Origin of the sequence: Campylobacter sp. JH32 (assembly GCF_017846535.1) — a bacterium.
GTDB classification, from domain to species: Bacteria; Campylobacterota; Campylobacteria; order Campylobacterales; family Campylobacteraceae; genus Campylobacter_D; species Campylobacter_D coli.
In genome coordinates, this window is sequence record NZ_JAEQBS010000002.1 from 191,623 (window position 1) to 209,391 (window position 17,769).

Below are 17,769 nucleotides of genomic sequence, written 5' to 3' on the forward strand. Positions count from 1 at the left end.
TTTTCCTAAGGATTTATAGTATCTTTATAAGTTTGTTTTTGATTTTTAATTTCTTTCACTACCACAGAACGAGTTGCATTTCCGCTTTTATCGATACTAATAACCCCAGAAACTCCTTCATAATTGTTTGTTTGGTGAATTTTTTCATTAATACACTCACTTGTAAGTGTATTTTGGCAAGCATTCATAGCATTAAACATTACAAAATAAGCATCCGCTCCCATAGCTGTAAAATTTGGAACCTCTTTACTTTGATTTTCCTTTGCGTATTTAGCTATAAAATCTTTACTTAGCTGGGTTGTAGGATTGTTTGCATCAAAGCTATCTGTAAAAATATATCCTTCGCTTGCATTGCCTGCTAATTTAATAAAAGTAGCATCTGCAACCCCATCAGCTGAACCCATTGGGATATTTAAACCTATGAGCTTTGCTTGTCTAACAAACAAAGAAGCTTCACTATAATAAAGCGGAAGGAAAATAAAATCAGGATTTAAAATTTTAATTTGAGTTGCAATAGCTTTAAAATCTTTATCGCCTGAATTTACTCTAAGAGTTTTTAAAATTTCACCACCCTTAGCCTTAAATTCTTTTTCAAAAGCCTTAGCAAGTCCTAAAGAATAATCCGTACTTTGATCAACCACAATCACAGCTTTTTTGTGGTTTAATTTTTCAAAAGCGTATTTTGCCAAAGATGAGCCTTGAAAACTATCCATAAAGCAAACTCTACTTGAATATAATTTGTTTTCTAAAAGCTTATCTCCTGTTGCAGCAGGAGCGATAAGAGGAACTTTATTTTCTTCAGCTATGCGCATTACTTGTAAAGTATTTGCAGTAACCATTTCACCGATAAGTCCTAATACCTTATCTTGATTTACAAGGCGGGTAGCAGCACTTGCGGATTCGATCTTATCTCCCTTAGTATCCAAAACAACAAGATTGATTTTATCTCCGTTAGCTAAAGTACTTTGCATTTCATTAGCTAATTTTATACCCTCCAAAGCACTTTGTCCATAAGCTGCCGTTACCCCACTTAAAGGTAAAACAACTCCTAAATTTACTTCTTTTGCTTGTAAACTTAAAGCCAAAGCTGCTGCTAAAATTATTTTCTTTTTCATTACTTTTCCTTAGGATTGATTAAAGTTTTATAAACTTGCTTGCCATCTTGTATTTCTTTTATAACAACAGGACGAATTGCATTACCGCTTGCATCAATGCTAATAATTCCACCCACACCTTCATAATTGCTTGTTTGATGGATTTTTTCATTGATACACTCGCTAGTAAGTGTATTTTGGCAAGCATTCATAGCATTTAGCATTACATAATAAGCATCCGCACCCATAGCTGAAAAAGCTGGAAGATTTGCATTGCCTTTTATTTTTTCATATTCATTGATAAAAGTTTTACCACGAGCAGTAGAAGGGTTACTTGAGTCAAAACTATCTGTAAAAACCACTCCATTTACAGCAGTTGAGCCCAAATCTATAAAAGTTTGATTATTAACCCCATCTCCAGCAGCTAATAATTTATCAAAACCAATTTGTTTAGCTTGTCTAGCAATAAGAGCAGCTTCAGGATGATAAATTGGCATATAAACAAAATCAGGATTTAAACTTTTAAGCTGTGAAACTACAGCTCTAAAATCTTTATCGCCTGAACTGATTGCAAGTTTTTTGATCACCTTACCGCCATTCTCTTTTAAAGATTTTTCAAAAGCTTTTGCAAGTCCTAAAGAATAAACATTACTTTGATCTATAATAACAACAGCATTTTTAAGGTTTAATTCTTTTGTAACATAACTCGCAAATTTATCCCCTTGAAAACTATCACTAAAGCACACACGAGAAGCGTATTTTTTGCCCTCTAGAAGTTTATCTCCTGAAGCTACTGGAGCAATGAGTGGAATTTTTTTATCTTCTACAATTGATATAGCTTGTATAGTATTTGGCGTGGTAGCCTCTCCTATAATCCCTATAACCTTATCTTGCGCTATAAGACGATTTACTGCACTTGTAGTTTCAAGTTTATCGCCTTTAGTATCAATAACGATTAACTTTACTTCATCACCATTATCTAACTTAGCATTTAATTTATTAGCAAGTTCTATACCATTAAAAACATCTTGCCCATAAGCAGCCACTGGTCCTGTTAATGGCAACACTACTCCTAAATTAATTGTTTTTGCATATAAACAATTTGCCAAAGCTAAGGCACTAAAAACTAAAGTAACTTTTTTCATCTTATCCATCCTTTCATTAAATTAAACTCAATATTTTATTTTAAAAAAGTATTATGTTTCGTTTTTTGCGGTGGTTCTTCTTCTAATAAATCTTTCACTTGCAAATCAACAGCAAAATTTCCACCCTTGATATATGCAATGATATTATCCATATCATCGTGGCTTAAATTTCTAGCATAAAAAGCCATTTGTGAAGCATTAGCAGAAGTACTACCATCAAGAGTATAACCCACCAAGGCCGCTTTAATATCCTCAGGAGACATATCTTTTAATACTCTAGAACCTGCGACACTTTTTTCAGCATTATCTCCATGGCAAGTATTGCATTTATTTTTAAAATATAAATCCTTGGCTTGAACCATATCGTATTGTTTATTTGCATCAAAAGTATAAGTAAAAAAAGACTTCAAATTTATACCAAAAAGCGCTACAACAAAAATCGAAAAAATTGTCAAGTAACGAAACATATCCTACCTCTATTTTATAGTGATTTCGGTGCGGTTTGTAACATTGTGTTTTTTGTTTTTATTATCTGTTTTTTTAACCCTTTGCGTCTCGTATCTATAGCGCACAACGCCCGAAACTTCAACATCTTTAAAAACTTCATCTAAGGGAGCCGCATAAGAAAAAGTTAAAACATTAATTACCGCCAATAAAATCAAAAATAGCTTTTTCATAATCACCCTTACAAACCAAAATTTTAATTATATCAAAAAAAGATAATCAAGCCTCAATGTCCGCCCTTGTGTAAAAAATAAAGCCCCACACAAAGAGCTAAAATAGATCCGGCAAGAAAAGCCATATCTGTAGGAGTAGCAAATTTCATTTGCAATACCCTTTGAAAGAAATTTACTACCAAAACCATGATAATCACTTTTGCAAGCTTATCTTTAAGCTGATCTAAACTATGCACCTCCAAGACTTTACTTTGCTTGGTTTGTTTAAATTCTTCTATCTCGCTAATAAAAAGTTCATACACTCCAAAAGAAAAAATAAATAAAACCAAAGCCATAAGATAAAGATCTACAGCTCCTATAATCAAAGCTACCACATCTTCATGTAAATCAATCTTGATTCCAGCGCTAAAGAAATATTGATAAGTATAAAGAATTACTTTTAAAACATCATAGCTTGCAATAAAAAATAAAACAAAAGCGCCCACAAGACCGAATATTACGGGTAAAATTGTAACAATACGACTTTTAACAAGCAAGGATTCAAAAATTTTCTCTAACACTCTTTTACTCCTTTTATTTATTTTCTAATTCTAACCATTTTTGAGCAATGCGCACTGCATTTGTAGCAGCACCTACGCGAATTTGATCTGCTACGCACCAAAGATGAAGTATATTTTTATGTGTAACATCTAAGCGAATTCTACCCACATAGGTTTCATTTGTATCGCTAGTCATTAAAGGCATAGGATATTTTTTATCTTTTGGTTCATCTATAACAACAACACTTGGTGCATTTTGGAGTATATCTCTTGCTTTATTTACATCTACTTCTTTTGCAAAATGCATAGTAATTGCTTCACTATGACTTCTTAAAACTGGAACTCTTACACAAGTAGCTGAAATTTCTAAATTTTTATGAAGAATTTTTTGTGTTTCATTGATCATTTTAAGCTCTTCTTTTGTATAGCCATTATCCATAAATACATCAATTTGAGGAATCAAATTAAGTGCTAAAGTATGAGGAAATGTTTGAGCTTCAAATTCATCAAGCTTGAAAGCAAAAAAGCTTTGCATTGCGCGAACCAATTCTTCCATACCTTCCTTACCTGCTCCACTTGCTGCTTGATAGGTACTTACATCCACACGCTTTAAATCAAAAGCATCATTTAAAGGTTTTAAAATATGCACCATTTGTATAGTTGAACAATTTGGATTTGCAATGATACCTGTTTTTTTCCATTCTTTAATATCTTCAGGATTGCATTCTGGAACGACTAAAGGCACATCTTTTTCCATTCTAAAATGACTTGTGTTATCAATTATCACAGCACCTGCTTCTGCAGCAAATTTAGCATATTTTTCACTTACACTTCCGCCTGCACTAAAAAAAGCTATATCTACAGGATTTTCTCTAAAAACATCCTCGGTAAGCTCTTTTATTGTATAAGATTTGCCTCTAAATTCTATTTGATTACCTGCGCTTTTTGCACTAGCCAAAGGCAAAATACTCTCGACTGGAAAATCAAGCTCATCTAATACATTTAAAAGCTCTTCTCCAACCGCACCTGTTGCTCCAACTATAGCTATTTTTTGTTTTTTTGACATTATTTTTCCTTTATTTTGTATTGTTTGATTTTATTGTTTAAATTTTCTATACTCATTCCAAGTTCGTTGCTTACTTTTTCTTTATCAAATTCACATTGCTCTAAAATTTGCTCTAGCAATTCTTTTTCTAAATTTTTTACATCTTTTTTTACACTTCTTGCTTCTAAAAATAAATCTTGTTCTGAAATTTCTAATCCCTCGCTTAAAATACAAGCACGCTGAACTATAGAAATAAGCTCTCTTATATTGCCTGGAAAATTATATTCAAGCAAAGCTTTTTGAGCTTCTTGACTTATTTTTTTCATTTCGAGCTCATACTCTTTACAAGTATTTTCTAAAACTTTTTGCGCTATGCCCAAAATTTCTTCTTTTCTTTCTCTTAAAGGGGGTATATTAATAGGAACTGTATTTAAACGATAATACAAATCCGATCTAAATTCTCCATTATCGATCTTATCTTGCAAATTTGCATTGGTCGCACTAATAATCCTTACATCTATTTTGATACTTTTAGTACTTCCAAGTCTTGTGATTTCTTTTTCTTGCAAGGCCCTTAAGAGTTTGGCTTGAATTTCATAAGGCATTTCACCTATTTCATCTAAAAATAAAGTTCCATTATTTGCCATTTCAAAAAGTCCTATTTTGGTGGCATTAGCATCAGTAAATGCCCCTTTTTCAAATCCAAAAAGCTCACTTTCTATCAAATTTGAAGGGATGGCAGCCATATTGATAGCTACAAAAGGCTTTTGGGAGCGTTTAGAATTTTGATGAATAAAACGTGAAAAAACTTCTTTACCCACGCCACTCTCACCAAAAAGCATAACTGATGCATCTGTTTTAGCAGCCTTTTGACTCAAGCTTAAAACTTGTTCTAATTTATCAGAACTCGAGAAAAAACCATTTTCTTGTTTTTCTTCTTGCTTTTTTATTTTTTTATCCGCAGTTTTTTCTCGAATAACTTTTGCACGCTTGATAGCCTCAACCAAAGTTTCTATATCAAAAGGTTTAGTTAAAAAATCCTTCACACCTAAGCGTACCGCTTCTATGGCGCGATTTAAAGTTGCATTTCCTGTCATAATGATAAAATCATATTTATTTTCACAAGCCTTAATAAATTCTAGTCCATCAATTCCAGGCATATTAATATCTGTAATAATCAAATCTGTATCTGAATCAATTTTTTTTAAAGCTTCTGTGGCTGATTTGTAAGATTTTATTTGAAATTCTTCATATTCCCCAAGAGCTATTTCAAGGGATTTTCGCATATTGATATCATCTTCAACAATCACCAAATTCATAACTAGCCTTTGATTTTTTAGCAAATAATAGCAAAATACGGCTTAAATTTACTTTTTTTTAAGATAGTAAATCAAAGCATTTCTTTCTCCAAATTCTACACTAAAACGCAAAGGTAAAATTTTAACATAGGTTTCATTTTGTGCTTTTAACAAGTCTGTTTTGACTATATCTTTTACAGAAATTCTAGCACCCATAAAACAATCACTTAATTCATCTTTATGGGCATTTAAAAAATCAAATTTAATAGCCTTAGACATATCATCATCTATCATACCCAATTCTGTTCTTGGAAGTTTTTTTAAATCATCATCAGTATAAGAAATTTCGCAAGCAAATTCACTTATAGTATTTTCACTACGCGTCATTGCAGGGGATAAATTTTGACTTTGATGAAAAAGGATTAAATTTTTGTTAGAAAGTTCTGCCCAAAATATAAATTCATCTTGGGCAATTAGTTTAAAACTAAAAAATATTAATAAGCAAACAATTCTTTCCACTTGTCCGCATCAATCTTAAGTTCTACATTAACTCTGTAAAGGCCTTGATTAAAATTCTCATCAATTATGCTAGCATTTTTAATTAAACCATTTACTTGTGCAGTGATGGTTGAGCTTCTAAGCATTGCATCTTTTACAGTATCTTTACCATTAACTTTAACGCCATAAAGCTTACTTGCAAGCTGTCTATAAGCATCTGTAATTGCGGCTCTTTTTGCTAATGCTAAAGCTTGAGCACTTGAAACAGTATTAAGAGGAGCAATTCCTTCTCCTACAGCACTAAAACTAAGCTCACTTTCGCTTACATCAGGAGCTAGCATTTTTTCTTCTCTAATAATATCACGAACATCGTCTTTATCCACTTTTTGAACAACAATATCCGATGCTTGAGCTGAAGTACTTGGACTATTTGGATTTTTAGCTGTAGTACTGTTTGTACTCGCTGTACACCCTGCAAAAATTCCTGCTATTATTAGCATAAAATAAAATTTTTTCATATTTACACCTTCAAAATATTGTAATTATTTGATAAAAAAGCAAAAAGCGTTCCAACTCAAATAACTATTATAAATTTAAATCTAAGTTTTCATCGCTTATTTCATCCTCAAGCTCTTCTTTAGGACATTTAGCGATGCTAACCACCTCGTCATTTTCAACATTAACCACAATAACACCACTGGTATTACGCCCCGCTTTTCTAATGCTTTGCATATCAACGCGTATCATTTTACCACTGCTTGTTAGTGCCATTAAATCCATACTTTCATCTACAATTACAACGCTAATAAGCTCTTTGGTTTTATCGGTTAACTTCATACAAATGACACCTTTTCCGCCTCTGCTTTGAAGTCTATATTCTCCCGCATTTGTTCGCTTTCCTATACCCTTAGCGCTGATACTTAAAATCTCTTGCTCATCATTTTCTATAACAACAGCACCTACTAATTCGTCATTTTTCTCTTTAAACTTAATAGCTGTTACCCCACGACTTACGCGACCAATCTCACGCACTTTTGCAAGAGGAAATTTAATACACATACCCTTTTTAGTCACTGCAAAGAGCATTTTACCCTTAATGGATTCAATTAAATTTTCATCAGAGTTTGTATTTTCATCATTAAGACTGTCATCATCTAAAAGTCCTGTTTCTTCATTCTCATCTCTTTGAACGATAATAGCAGTAACTAATTCATCATTTTCATCTAAGTTAATCGCTTTTACACCCACACTTCTGATATTTTGATATTCACTTAAATTGGTGCGTTTTACTATACCATTTTTAGTAAAGAAACATAAGGATTTGTTTTCATCAAAATCAGTAGTCGGAATGATAGCCATGATTTTTTCATCAGCTTGTAAATTAATCAAATTAACAACCGCTTTTCCTTTAGCTGTTCTTGAGCCTTCAGGTATCTTATAAACTTTCAACCAATAAAGCTGTCCTCTATCAGTAACAAACATTAATGTATCATGAGTATTAGCAGTAAAGAAACTTTCGATAAAATCATCATCATAAGTCGTTACAGCAAGCTTACCTTTTCCACCGCGTTTTTGTTTTTCGTATTGTTTACTTGGCACTCTTTTAATGTATCCACGATGAGTAATGGTTACAACCATATTTTCATTAGGAATCAAATCTTCAATATCAATATCATCATAATCATCTTCTATTTGCGTAATACGCGGCACATCAAATTTGCTTTTTATCTCTTTTAATTCATCGCGGATAAGATTTTCTAGCAAAGTTTCGCTTTTTAAAATCTCATCAAGTCTTGCGATTTCTTTCATAAGCTCTGCAAGTTCATTTTCAATTTTTTCTCTTTCAAGTCCTGTTAAACGGCCGAGTTTCATATCTAAAATCGCATTAGCTTGAAGCTCGGTAAGTCCAAATTTAGCTACCAAAGAATCTCTTGCTGTAGTATTATCAGGACTATTTTTAATTAAAGCTATAACTTCATCAATATTATCTAAAGCTATTTTTAAACCTTCTAAAATGTGAGCTCTTGCTCTTGCTTTTTGAAGTTCAAAAATTGTTCGTCTGATAATCACTGTTTTTCTATGGTTTAAGAAAAGATTTAAAAGTTCAATTAAAGAAAAGATTTTTGGCTCTTTGTTGTGAATAGCAAGCATAATCACACCAAAAGTACTTTCCATTGTAGTAGATTTAAAAAGATTATTAAGCACTATCTCACTCATCGCCTCACGCTTGAGTTCGATTACAACACGAATTCCTTCTCTATCACTCTCATCTCTAACTTCTGAAATTCCTTCGATTTGCTTTTCTTTTACAAGCTCTGCAATTTGTTCTATGAGTCTTGCTTTATTAGTCTGATATGGAAGTTCATCTATAACGATAATGTCTTTATTGGATTTTTTTTCTATGTGAGTTTTAGCTCTTATTTTTACTCTACCACGCCCTGTGCGATAAGCTTCGATAATGCCTTTTTTGCCATAAATTATCCCACCCGTTGGGAAATCAGGACCTTTGATAAATTGCATCAAATCTTCTAAACTAGCATCCTTATGATCAAGCAAATACAAAAGTCCATCTACAAGCTCGTTAAGACTATGCGGAGGAATATTTGTCGCCATACCTACAGCAATACCACTAGAGCCATTTAATAATAAATTTGGCACCCTAGCAGGTAAAACATCGGGCTCACTCATAGAATCATCGTAGTTTGGAACAAAATCTACCGTATCTTTATCTATATCGCGTAAAAGCTCTTCTGCTAAAATTGTCATTCTAGCTTCAGTATAACGCATTGCAGCAGCGCCATCACCATCGATAGAACCAAAGTTTCCTTGTCCATCGATACTTGGATAACGCATAGAGAAATCTTGTGCCATTCTTACTAAGGCATCGTAAACAGCAATATCGCCATGTGGATGATACTTACCGATAACATCCCCTACTATACGAGCAGATTTTTTATATGCACTTCTACTTCCTACGCCAAGATCATTCATAGCATAAAGTATTCTTCTGTGAACAGGCTTTAAGCCATCTCTAGCGTCAGGAAGTGCACGACCGATAATAACGCTCATAGAATAATCCAAATAACTACTTTTAATAGAATTTTCTATATCTATAAGTTCAATATCAGAATCTTTATTAAAAATATTCTCCATCAATTTTCCTTCGCAATTTCAAACTATTATTATAGCATATTAAACTTTTGCATCAGCTAAAACAACCGCAAAAAGAACAGAAATTTTATTTTTTTCTAAAAATTGCTTAGCTTCAAGTAAACTAGAACCCGAAGATACAATATCATCTACCAAAATTACAGGATTGTTAATTTTTTTTAAAAGTTTAAATTTTCTTTTATTGTCTTGTCTAAATTTTAAACTTTTTCCAGAATACTTTAGATGATTTTGTGCATGTAAGGCACCAAATATAGGCTTAATAAATTCTGTCTTTAAATATTTTGCTAAGATGGCTGAATGAGAATAAAGTAAATTTTCAACTCTATCATCTAAAGGAATAACATTAATTTGCTCATTTACAGAAAAAAAATTTTTAAATTTAAAAAAACTTAATTTTGCCAAGAAATGAAATACAAAATAACCATAAAATTTATGTTTAGCGTGCAAAAGATGTTTAATCTCATGATATTTATAAAAAGAATAAACTTTAAAATCTTTTTCAAGTTCTCTTACGCCTAAAGAAAATTCCGATAATTCTTCAGCGCAATGATGACAAAAACAAAGCAGAGTAAAAACTCCGCAATTTAAACATTTCAAAGCTCTGAGATTATGCTTGCTGCTTTATTTGCCATCTGTTTAATCAGTAAATGTGTGTAAAAACTGATATCTTTTAAATTTTCAAAACCTTGAACATCTTGTTTGGTGCGTAAAGTGAATTTTTTATTTTTATTAATATCACTCAAGCTTAATACTCCAACAAGTCTTGAATGAAGTCCTAGACTATCTTGTTTTGCACTATAACCCGTAAAAGCAAGATCAATTTTAGTTACATAAGGTGAATTGGCTTTATTATCATCAAGGACGATAATACCTCTTGCTTCAAGCTCTTGTTTTAAATAAACATAAAAAATAGCATTAAAATCAAGATTTACAAATAATTTTTGCCCATTGGCATTAAGCACTTTTTGCTCTTCTTTTAAATCATAAAATCTATGCAAGTAGACTTTTTTGAGAGCCACACCCGTATCTAAAGTTCTTTTATTTGCACAACATTGTATCCCAATATCGCTAACATATAAAAGGCCTTTGATTTTTGCCTCAAAACCACTAGAACTCTCGCAAGGAACACACTGAAAAGCTTTAGAAAGCTGATTTACTTGAGTAAAAGTATTTTGTTTGCTCGCACAAGCATTTAAAAATAAAGCCAATGCTATAAAAAATAAAATTTTCTTATTCATCTTTTTCTCCTTAAAAAATATTTTGAAAAATATTTTTCTAAATTGTATTAAAAATACAAGCAAATTTCAAGCCAAGTTTTAAATTTATCATCAATCTATCTTTAAAACACTCAAAAAAGCCTCTTGAGGTAAATTTACCTTACCTATAGCTTTCATTCTTTTTTTACCTTCTTTTTGCTTTTCTAAAAGCTTTCTTTTTCTAGTAATATCCCCACCATAGCATTTTGCGGTTACATTTTTACCCATAGACTTAACCGTTTCTCTTGCGATGATTTTATTGCCTATGCTTGCTTGAATGGCCACTTCAAAAAGCTGTCTAGGAACTATTTCCTTCATAGCACTAACAAGTTCTCTTCCTTTACTTTGCGCTTTTTCATTTGGCACGATAATACTTAAAGCATCGACATTTTCACCCGCTACTTTAATATCAAGCTTTACTAAATCCCCTACACGAAATTCAATAGGCTCATAATCAAAGCTCGCATATCCTTTTGTTAAAGACTTTAATTTATCATAAAAATCCATCACAATCTCATTTAAAGGCACATCGTATTCCAATAAAACACGCTCAGGTGTAATATAGTCCATCTTAATCTGCACTCCTCTTTTTCGATTTAAAAGAGTGATTAAATTTCCTAAAAATTCACTAGGGGTAATGATAGTAGCTTTTACATAAGGCTCTTTGATATGATCGATCTTATTCACCGGCGGTAATTCGCTTGGATTTTGAATTTTTATAAGCTCTCCATCGGTTTGATAAATCTCATAAGTTACAGTTGGTGCTGTGGCGATTAAATCAAGATTAAATTCTCTTTCAAGTCTTTCTTTAATTACTTCCATATGTAAAAGCCCTAAAAATCCTACCCTAAAACCAAAACCTAAAGCTAAAGAGGTTTCAGGCTCATAAGTGATGGAGCTATCATTAAGCTTTAATTTATCCAAAGCATCTCTTAAATCTTCAAATTTATCCGTTTCTATAGGATAAAGTCCTGCAAATACAAAAGCTTTAGCCTTTTCAAATCCCCCTATGGCTTCTTTGGCTTTGTTTTTTACTAAGGTGATAGTATCGCCCACTTGCACATCACCTACTGTTTTAAGCCCAAGCACTACAACCCCTACTTCGCCTGATTGCAAGGATTGAGTTTTGATAGGACTTAAGGGATGAGGATAAAAAAGATCTTGAACTATATGTTTTTTTTCTGTACTCATTACCAAAACTTCATCATTTTTAGCAATGCTTCCTTCATAAATTCTAACCAAAGCCAAAGCCCCTAGATAATTATCAAACCAAGAATCATAAATTAAAGCCTTAGTAGGAGCTTCATCATCTGTTTTTGGTGCAGGGATTTTAGTAATAATTGTTTCTATAAGCTCTTTTATACCCACTCCTGTTTTTGCACTCACGCAAATTGCATCTTTGCAATCTATACCTATAATATGCTCGATTTCATGCTTTACTTTCTCAACATCAGCATTAGGCAAATCGATTTTATTAATCACAGGAATGATTTCAAGATTATTTTCAAGCGCTATATAAACATTAGCTATAGTCTGTGCTTCAACACCTTGAGAAGCATCTACTACAAGCAAAGCCCCTTCACAACTTGCCAAAGAACGACTCACTTCATAAGAAAAATCCACATGGCCAGGAGTATCAATAAGATTTAAAACAAAATTTTCATTATTAAATTTATAATTTAAACGCACTGATTGTGCTTTTATGGTGATACCACGCTCTTTTTCTATATCCATAGTATCCATAACTTGTGAACTCATCTGCCTATCGCTAATAGCACCACACTCGCTAATAATCCTATCTGCAAGAGTAGATTTTCCATGATCTATATGTGCTATGATGGAAAAATTTCTAATATTTTTTACCGACAAAATTTCATCCTAAATATAAAATTTTAAAGCTAGGATTTTAACAAAATTTATGTTTAAAACAAATAAATTTTATTTTATATAAAAAACTTCAATTGAAATTTATATAAAGCATATTAAAATATCAAATGCTTGAAAAATATTTAAAATCAGCTATATTTTTAGCTCTTTATCCCTTAGCAATGTTAGCTTCTAATTTGCACGAATTTATAGCACTAAGTCAAAATAATGAATCCTATCTCATTAAGCAAATGCAAAGCGAACAAGCAAATTTAGACAAAGAACAAGCTTTTAGAAATTACCTACCCTCTCTTAGTCTAAACTCAGCTTATGTAGCCAACAATAAAGATCGCTTCATTATCGATCCACAAGAAAGTTTATTTGCTAAAGTTTCTCTTAATTTTTTACTTTTTGATGGGGGTGCTAGAGAGGCTAATTTAAGAGCTTTAGAAAGCAAAGAAAAATTAAGCCTTTTAGACAAAGAACAAAGCAAAAATTACCTTGCCTTAAATGCAATCACACTTTATTTTAACACCCTAAGTCTTAAAAAAATTTTACTAGCAAATCAACAAAAAGTAGCTTTTTTAAAATCAACTTTTGAAAGATTGCAAAAATTTTACGACGCAGGACTTAGCCCTAAAGATGAACTTGAAAGCATTAAAGCTAAATACCATTTAAGCTTATTAGAGCTCAGTCAAAATGAATTAAAACTTGCCAATATACAAAAAGAGATTAAAATTTTAAGTGATACAGATTTTAAAGTGCAAGGGAATGCTTTTTTAGAAAATCCGCAACAAGAAAAAAGTCAAAACTATGAAGTAATGATAGCTAAAGAACAAATCAATCTTGCTAAAGAAAGTGTAAATTTAGCAAAAGCTGAATATTTTCCAAAATTTTATATTCAAGATAATTTTAACTTTTATAAAAACAATTATAATCCAAAAGTTCCAGCTCCTTTTGTAAACTTAGCAGATCAATTCTTAGAAAAATATTCTCAAGGTAATCAGTTTATTTTAGGTATGGAATGGAAAATTTTTGATTTCAATGCAAGGGCTAAAGAAGTTGAAAAAGAGCGTTTAAACGTTCAAATAGCCAATGCAAACGCAAGATTTAGTGAGAGAAAAAATAAAGAAGAATTAAATTATTTAGACAAAAGTTTAAAAGTTTTACAAGAACAAATTTTAGCTCTTAATCTTAGCTTAAATGCTGCAAATTTGGCTTTTGAAAGTGTAGATAAAAAATACCAAGCAGGACTTGTTTCTTATGTGGAATATCTTCAAGCTTTAGAGGCTAAATTTAAAGCACAAAGCGATTTAGAGCTTGCTAAAAATGAATTTGAAATTACTAAAGCAAATTATTATTTTAATGCGGGTATAGATCTTAATTCAAAGGTTAAAGAATGAAAAAAATTCTATTTTTACTTCTTGCTTTTAATTACGCCTTTGGCGAAGAAATTTACGCGAGTTTCAATGTAGAAGCATCAAAACAAAGCAAGCTTGCCCTTGAAAGCATAGGTTTAGTTCAAAAAATTCCTGTAGAAATTGGACAAAAAGTCAGCAAAGGAGAACTTTTACTTGCTCTTGATCAAGAAAGTGAAAAAATAGCCCTTCAAAATGCTCAAAATTCTTATCAACTTGCCCTTGTAGAATACGAAAATACCAAAAGCAGAATGCAAAAAATCAAAGCTGTAGAAAATGTTATAGACAAACAAAGCTATGAAGATATGAAAGCTAAATTTGATGCAGCTAATTTAAATTTAATCAAAGCAAAAATCAATATAGCTTATTATAAAAATATCATGGCAAAAAAAGAATTGCGTGCACCTTATGATGCTATTATCGCAAACAAATTTATACAAGTGGGCGAAGGAGTAGGAGGAGTAGCTCAACCTTTAATAGAAATTTTTTCCTATCCACAAAGCAAACTGATTTTAAGTTTTGATGAAAAATATAAAGATAAAGTTAGATTAGGCGATGATTTCTTTTATAAAATCGATCAAAATGGTACAGAATTGAAAGGAAAAATCAGCCTTATTTATCCAAGTATAGAAGTAAAAACAAGAAAAATTTATGCTGAAGTGCAAACCACAAATCTAACACCAGGGCTTTTTGGTGAAGGTAGAATCATCACTAAAGATTAAAAATGTTTAAACTAGCTATAAACCGACCTATTACCGTGCTAATGTTTTTCTTAGCTCTTATGATTTTTGGGCTAATCTCTGCTTTTAGCATGAGTGTAAATTTATTTCCTAATGTTTCCATACCTCTTATAAAAATCACAAGCAAGATAAATGGGGATTTAAATTTCGTAGAATCAAAAGTCACTAAAGAAATAGAAAATGCTTTAAGTGAAATCGATGGAGTAAAGACCATAACCTCAACTGCATATGATAATTTTAGTGTAAGTGTAGTTGAGTTTAAACTGGGTAAAAATCTTGAAGTAGCTGCCAATGATGTGCGTGATAAAATAGGAACTTTAAGCCTACCTTCTAAGCCTGAAATTGAAAAAATCAGTTCAGATTCTGGTTCTGCTATTTCACTTTTTCTATATTCTAAAGATAAATTACAACTCATGCGCGAAATTAATGATAAAATCAAGCCTTTTTTGCAAAGGATTGATGGGGTAGGAAAAATCGAAGCTAAGGGGTTTTTAGAACCCCAAATTCGCATAGAATTAAAACCAAACGAACTTAGAAAATACAATCTTAACGCCCTTGATGTAGCAAATATCATCAAAAGTCAAAATTTTAAACAAGCCCTAGGTGAACTTAACAACAATCAAGATAACTATATCATCAAAGGCTATTTTGAAGCCACAAATTTAGAAGAACTTAGCAATCTTCGCATAAAAACAGGAGTATTTTTAAGTGATATTGCTAATATTTCAAGCCTTTATGAAGATGAAAAACAAAGTGCTTTATACGAAGGTAAAGAAGGGGTGCTTTTAGAACTCGGAAAAATCACAAATTATAACACCCTTGAAATGATTAAAAATGTCAAAAATGCCTTGCCTATTTTAGAAAAACAAATTCCAAAAGATATAAGCATTAATATGCTTTATGATAAAAGCTTAAATATCCACAAGCACCTTTCTCAAGTGATTTTTGATATGGTTTTGGGGATTTTTCTAACCCTTGTTATCGTGTTTTTATTTTTAAGAAATTTAAGTGCAACTCTCATTGCTTGCATAGCTATACCTACTTCTATCATTTCAACTTTTTTTATTATCGATCTTTTAGGCTATGATTTAAACCGCTTAACTTTTATAGCTTTAACCTTAAGCATAGGAATTTTTATCGATGATGCTATAGTAGTGATTGAAAATATTGCTAAAAAACTAAAAACTTATCCGCCTTTACAAGCTGCTTTTTTAGGTATCAATGAAATAGGTTTTAGCGTTTTAAGCATAAGTATAGTTTTACTTTGTGTTTTTATCCCTATTTCTTATATGAACTCTATATCAGGGCTTTTTTTCAATGCCTTAGGCATAAGCGTTGCAAGTGGGATAGTTATAAGCTTTTTGGTTTCTGTATTTTTAATACCTAGTATTGGGGCAAGATTTTTAAATCCAAAAGAAAACAAGTTTTATGAAAAAACAGAAGCTTTTTTTGAAAAAATAGAGCAAAAGTATGAAAATTTACTCTATAAAATTTTACAAAATAAAGTAAAATTTATCCTAGCCACTCTTGTTTTTATAGGGTTTTCTTTTGCTTTAGCCACTCGCATAGGGCTTGATTTTTTACCTATGGAAGATGATAGCGAAATTCAAGTTTTGCTTGAAAGCAAAAAGGATTTAAGTTTAGAAGCCATGAAAGAAAAAAGTTTAAATTTGCTTGAAAAAATCAAAAATGATAGCAATGTCAAATACGCTTTTTTACTTGTAGGCTATGATGATGCCAAAGATGCTACAAAGGCTAAAATTTATGTTAAACTTAAAAATTTAGACGAAAGAAATTTAAGACAAAGTGCCATAGTAAGTTTATATCGTCAAAAATTTCAAGATGAAAGTTTAAAAATCAAAATTTTAGAACTTCCAAAGATAGAGGGTGCAGGCATTGATGATCCCGTGCAATTTTTAATCTTAGGAGATGATTTAAACACTCTAAAAGAAGCTGCTTCTCAGGCAAAAGAAATTTTAGGTACTAATGCACGCATTGTAGATATAAGTGATAATGCTAATGCTACAAAAGATGAAGTAGCCTTACACATCAACAAAGAAAAAGCCAAACTTTTAGATGTCAATCCTCAATATATCGCTGGGGTTTTAGGGTATTCTTTCTCGCAACTTAGCGTAGGAAGCATGGATAGAGGCAATTCAAAAGATGATATTATCCTAAGTTTTGCTCCAGAATTTAAAAAAGACATAGAAGTTTTAAAGCGCATTAGCATTAAAAACAACCAAGGTATAAATTTAGAACTTTCAAGCGTGGTGGATTTTATATACAGTAAAGATTTAAAAACTATCAATCGTTACAATAAAAACCGCTCTGTGAAAATCACAGCTGGAGTGAATGATCTTTCCTTAGGAGCGGTGCAAAAACTTTTACTAGATAATATGGATAAAATTTTAAATAACAATCCAAGTCTTAGCTATGCTTTTTCAGGCTTTATCAATCTTTTAGGTGAAACCGTGCAAGGTTTTGCTATGGCAGTAGCACTTGCTTTTGTTTTAATTTATCTTGTTTTAGCCGCACTTTATGAAAGTTTTATTCTGCCTTTAATCATCATGATAACCATGCCTTTAGCCTTTGGCGGAGCTTCTATAGGGCTTTTTATCACAGGGCATAATTTTTCACTTTTTGTACTTATTGCCATCATCTTACTTTTTGGTATGGTAGGGAAAAATGCTATTTTACTCGTAGATGTAGCTAATAAAAAATGCCATGAAGGTTTAGATCCCGATAAAGCTCTTTTAATCGCTGGAAAATCGCGCTTAAGGGCTATATTGATGACAACTTTTGCTATGATTTTTGCTATGCTCCCACTTGCTCTTTCAAGGGGTGCGGGCTATGAAGCTAATTCTCCTATGGCAATAGCCATTATCTTTGGACTTATAAGTTCGACTTTGCTTACCTTACTCGTAGTACCTGCACTTTTTAAATTTTGTTTTAAACTAGATAGCAAATTAAGAAAAATTTATGAGAGAGAAAAATTAAATTAACCAAAATGATTAATTTAATT

Annotated in this window: 16 protein-coding genes; 3 read left to right on the plus strand and 13 right to left on the minus strand. The window is 31.7% G+C overall.

All coding sequences use genetic code 11. The features are described from left to right. Nucleotides 1-5 precede the first annotated feature (5 nt). From KAR67_RS02455 to lepA, 13 genes are all read right to left on the minus strand, one after another. Complete coding sequence (locus KAR67_RS02455) at nucleotides 6-1,115, minus strand: ABC transporter substrate-binding protein (protein ID WP_131235469.1); 1,110 nt, start codon at nucleotides 1,113-1,115, stop codon at nucleotides 6-8. Continuing rightward, nucleotides 1,115-2,239, minus strand: coding sequence for an ABC transporter substrate-binding protein (locus KAR67_RS02460; protein ID WP_002779045.1), 1,125 nt, complete (start codon nucleotides 2,237-2,239; stop codon nucleotides 1,115-1,117). Before KAR67_RS02460 ends, KAR67_RS02455 begins: the two co-directional genes overlap by 1 nt. 35 nt (nucleotides 2,240-2,274) lie before the next feature. Beyond that, the gene (locus KAR67_RS02465; RefSeq protein WP_002779047.1) at nucleotides 2,275-2,706 is read right to left on the minus strand and encodes a c-type cytochrome; all 432 of its coding nucleotides are present in this window, start codon (nucleotides 2,704-2,706) and stop codon (nucleotides 2,275-2,277) included. A gap of 9 nt (nucleotides 2,707-2,715) precedes the next feature. After that, nucleotides 2,716-2,916: a mini-MOMP protein gene (locus KAR67_RS02470; RefSeq protein WP_002779049.1), complete on the minus strand. Its 201-nt coding sequence runs from the start codon at nucleotides 2,914-2,916 to the stop codon at nucleotides 2,716-2,718. 53 nt (nucleotides 2,917-2,969) lie between these two features. Then, complete coding sequence (locus KAR67_RS02475; protein ID WP_002779051.1) at nucleotides 2,970-3,476, minus strand: YqhA family protein; 507 nt, start codon at nucleotides 3,474-3,476, stop codon at nucleotides 2,970-2,972. A 13-nt stretch (nucleotides 3,477-3,489) separates the two neighbouring features. Further along, nucleotides 3,490-4,521: an aspartate-semialdehyde dehydrogenase gene (locus tag KAR67_RS02480; RefSeq protein WP_002797156.1), complete on the minus strand. Its 1,032-nt coding sequence runs from the start codon at nucleotides 4,519-4,521 to the stop codon at nucleotides 3,490-3,492. After that, nucleotides 4,521-5,819 carry a sigma-54 dependent transcriptional regulator gene (locus tag KAR67_RS02485; RefSeq protein WP_002790196.1) on the minus strand — a complete coding sequence of 433 codons (1,299 nt, stop codon included), beginning with the start codon at nucleotides 5,817-5,819 and terminating at the stop codon, nucleotides 4,521-4,523. Before KAR67_RS02485 ends, KAR67_RS02480 begins: the two co-directional genes overlap by 1 nt. A 48-nt stretch (nucleotides 5,820-5,867) precedes the next feature. Further along, nucleotides 5,868-6,317: a hypothetical protein gene (locus tag KAR67_RS02490; RefSeq protein WP_002779058.1), complete on the minus strand. Its 450-nt coding sequence runs from the start codon at nucleotides 6,315-6,317 to the stop codon at nucleotides 5,868-5,870. After that, a complete protein-coding gene (gene flgP / locus KAR67_RS02495; RefSeq protein WP_002779060.1) occupies nucleotides 6,293-6,814 on the minus strand; it encodes a flagellar assembly lipoprotein FlgP in 522 nt (173 codons plus the stop codon). Before flgP ends, KAR67_RS02490 begins: the two co-directional genes overlap by 25 nt. Nucleotides 6,815-6,881: 67 nt before the next feature. Continuing rightward, complete coding sequence (gene gyrA / locus KAR67_RS02500; protein WP_002788054.1) at nucleotides 6,882-9,449, minus strand: DNA gyrase subunit A; 2,568 nt, start codon at nucleotides 9,447-9,449, stop codon at nucleotides 6,882-6,884. Between the two features lie 39 nt (nucleotides 9,450-9,488). Then, nucleotides 9,489-10,064, minus strand: a complete 576-nt coding sequence (locus KAR67_RS02505; RefSeq protein WP_002779063.1) for a phosphoribosyltransferase family protein — start codon at nucleotides 10,062-10,064, stop codon at nucleotides 9,489-9,491. Beyond that, nucleotides 10,061-10,705: an outer membrane lipoprotein MapA gene (gene mapA / locus KAR67_RS02510; RefSeq protein ID WP_131235468.1), complete on the minus strand. Its 645-nt coding sequence runs from the start codon at nucleotides 10,703-10,705 to the stop codon at nucleotides 10,061-10,063. The genes KAR67_RS02505 and mapA overlap by 4 nt, the downstream gene beginning before the upstream one ends. 90 nt (nucleotides 10,706-10,795) lie before the next feature. Beyond that, nucleotides 10,796-12,592 carry a translation elongation factor 4 gene (lepA, locus tag KAR67_RS02515; protein ID WP_131235467.1) on the minus strand — a complete coding sequence of 599 codons (1,797 nt, stop codon included), beginning with the start codon at nucleotides 12,590-12,592 and terminating at the stop codon, nucleotides 10,796-10,798. Nucleotides 12,593-12,717: 125 nt separating this feature from the next. Here lepA and cmeD point away from each other — a divergent pair, with 125 nt between their 5' ends. Genes cmeD through cmeF form a run of 3 tightly spaced genes read left to right on the plus strand, consistent with a single transcriptional unit; the run spans nucleotide 12,718 to nucleotide 17,749 of the window. Next, a complete protein-coding gene (gene cmeD, locus KAR67_RS02520; protein ID WP_002779066.1) occupies nucleotides 12,718-13,992 on the plus strand; it encodes a multidrug efflux RND transporter outer membrane subunit CmeD in 1,275 nt (424 codons plus the stop codon). Further along, the gene (gene cmeE, locus KAR67_RS02525) at nucleotides 13,989-14,729 is read left to right on the plus strand and encodes a multidrug efflux RND transporter periplasmic adaptor subunit CmeE (RefSeq protein WP_002786141.1); all 741 of its coding nucleotides are present in this window, start codon (nucleotides 13,989-13,991) and stop codon (nucleotides 14,727-14,729) included. The genes cmeD and cmeE overlap by 4 nt, the downstream gene beginning before the upstream one ends. A gap of 2 nt (nucleotides 14,730-14,731) precedes the next feature. Further along, on the plus strand, nucleotides 14,732-17,749 hold the full coding sequence (cmeF, locus tag KAR67_RS02530; protein ID WP_052788574.1) for a multidrug efflux RND transporter permease subunit CmeF: 3,018 nt from the start codon (nucleotides 14,732-14,734) through the stop codon (nucleotides 17,747-17,749). Nucleotides 17,750-17,769 lie beyond the last annotated feature (20 nt).

Bases quoted from the DNA above. Each gene is read 5' to 3' on its own strand.
- KAR67_RS02455 (WP_131235469.1), bottom strand. From the start codon at position 1,115: ATGAAAAAGAAAATAATTTTAGCAGCAGCTTTGGCTTTAAGTTTACAA.
- KAR67_RS02460 (WP_002779045.1), bottom strand. From the start codon at position 2,239: ATGAAAAAAGTTACTTTAGTTTTTAGTGCCTTAGCTTTGGCAAATTGT.
- KAR67_RS02465 (WP_002779047.1), bottom strand. From the start codon at position 2,706: ATGTTTCGTTACTTGACAATTTTTTCGATTTTTGTTGTAGCGCTTTTT.
- KAR67_RS02470 (WP_002779049.1), bottom strand. From the start codon at position 2,916: ATGAAAAAGCTATTTTTGATTTTATTGGCGGTAATTAATGTTTTAACT.
- KAR67_RS02480 (WP_002797156.1), bottom strand. From the start codon at position 4,521: ATGTCAAAAAAACAAAAAATAGCTATAGTTGGAGCAACAGGTGCGGTT.
- KAR67_RS02485 (WP_002790196.1), bottom strand. From the start codon at position 5,819: ATGAATTTGGTGATTGTTGAAGATGATATCAATATGCGAAAATCCCTT.
- flgP (WP_002779060.1), bottom strand. From the start codon at position 6,814: ATGAAAAAATTTTATTTTATGCTAATAATAGCAGGAATTTTTGCAGGG.
- gyrA (WP_002788054.1), bottom strand. From the start codon at position 9,449: ATGGAGAATATTTTTAATAAAGATTCTGATATTGAACTTATAGATATA.
- mapA (WP_131235468.1), bottom strand. From the start codon at position 10,705: ATGAATAAGAAAATTTTATTTTTTATAGCATTGGCTTTATTTTTAAAT.
- cmeD (WP_002779066.1), top strand. From the start codon at position 12,718: ATGCTTGAAAAATATTTAAAATCAGCTATATTTTTAGCTCTTTATCCC.
- cmeE (WP_002786141.1), top strand. From the start codon at position 13,989: ATGAAAAAAATTCTATTTTTACTTCTTGCTTTTAATTACGCCTTTGGC.
- cmeF (WP_052788574.1), top strand. From the start codon at position 14,732: ATGTTTAAACTAGCTATAAACCGACCTATTACCGTGCTAATGTTTTTC.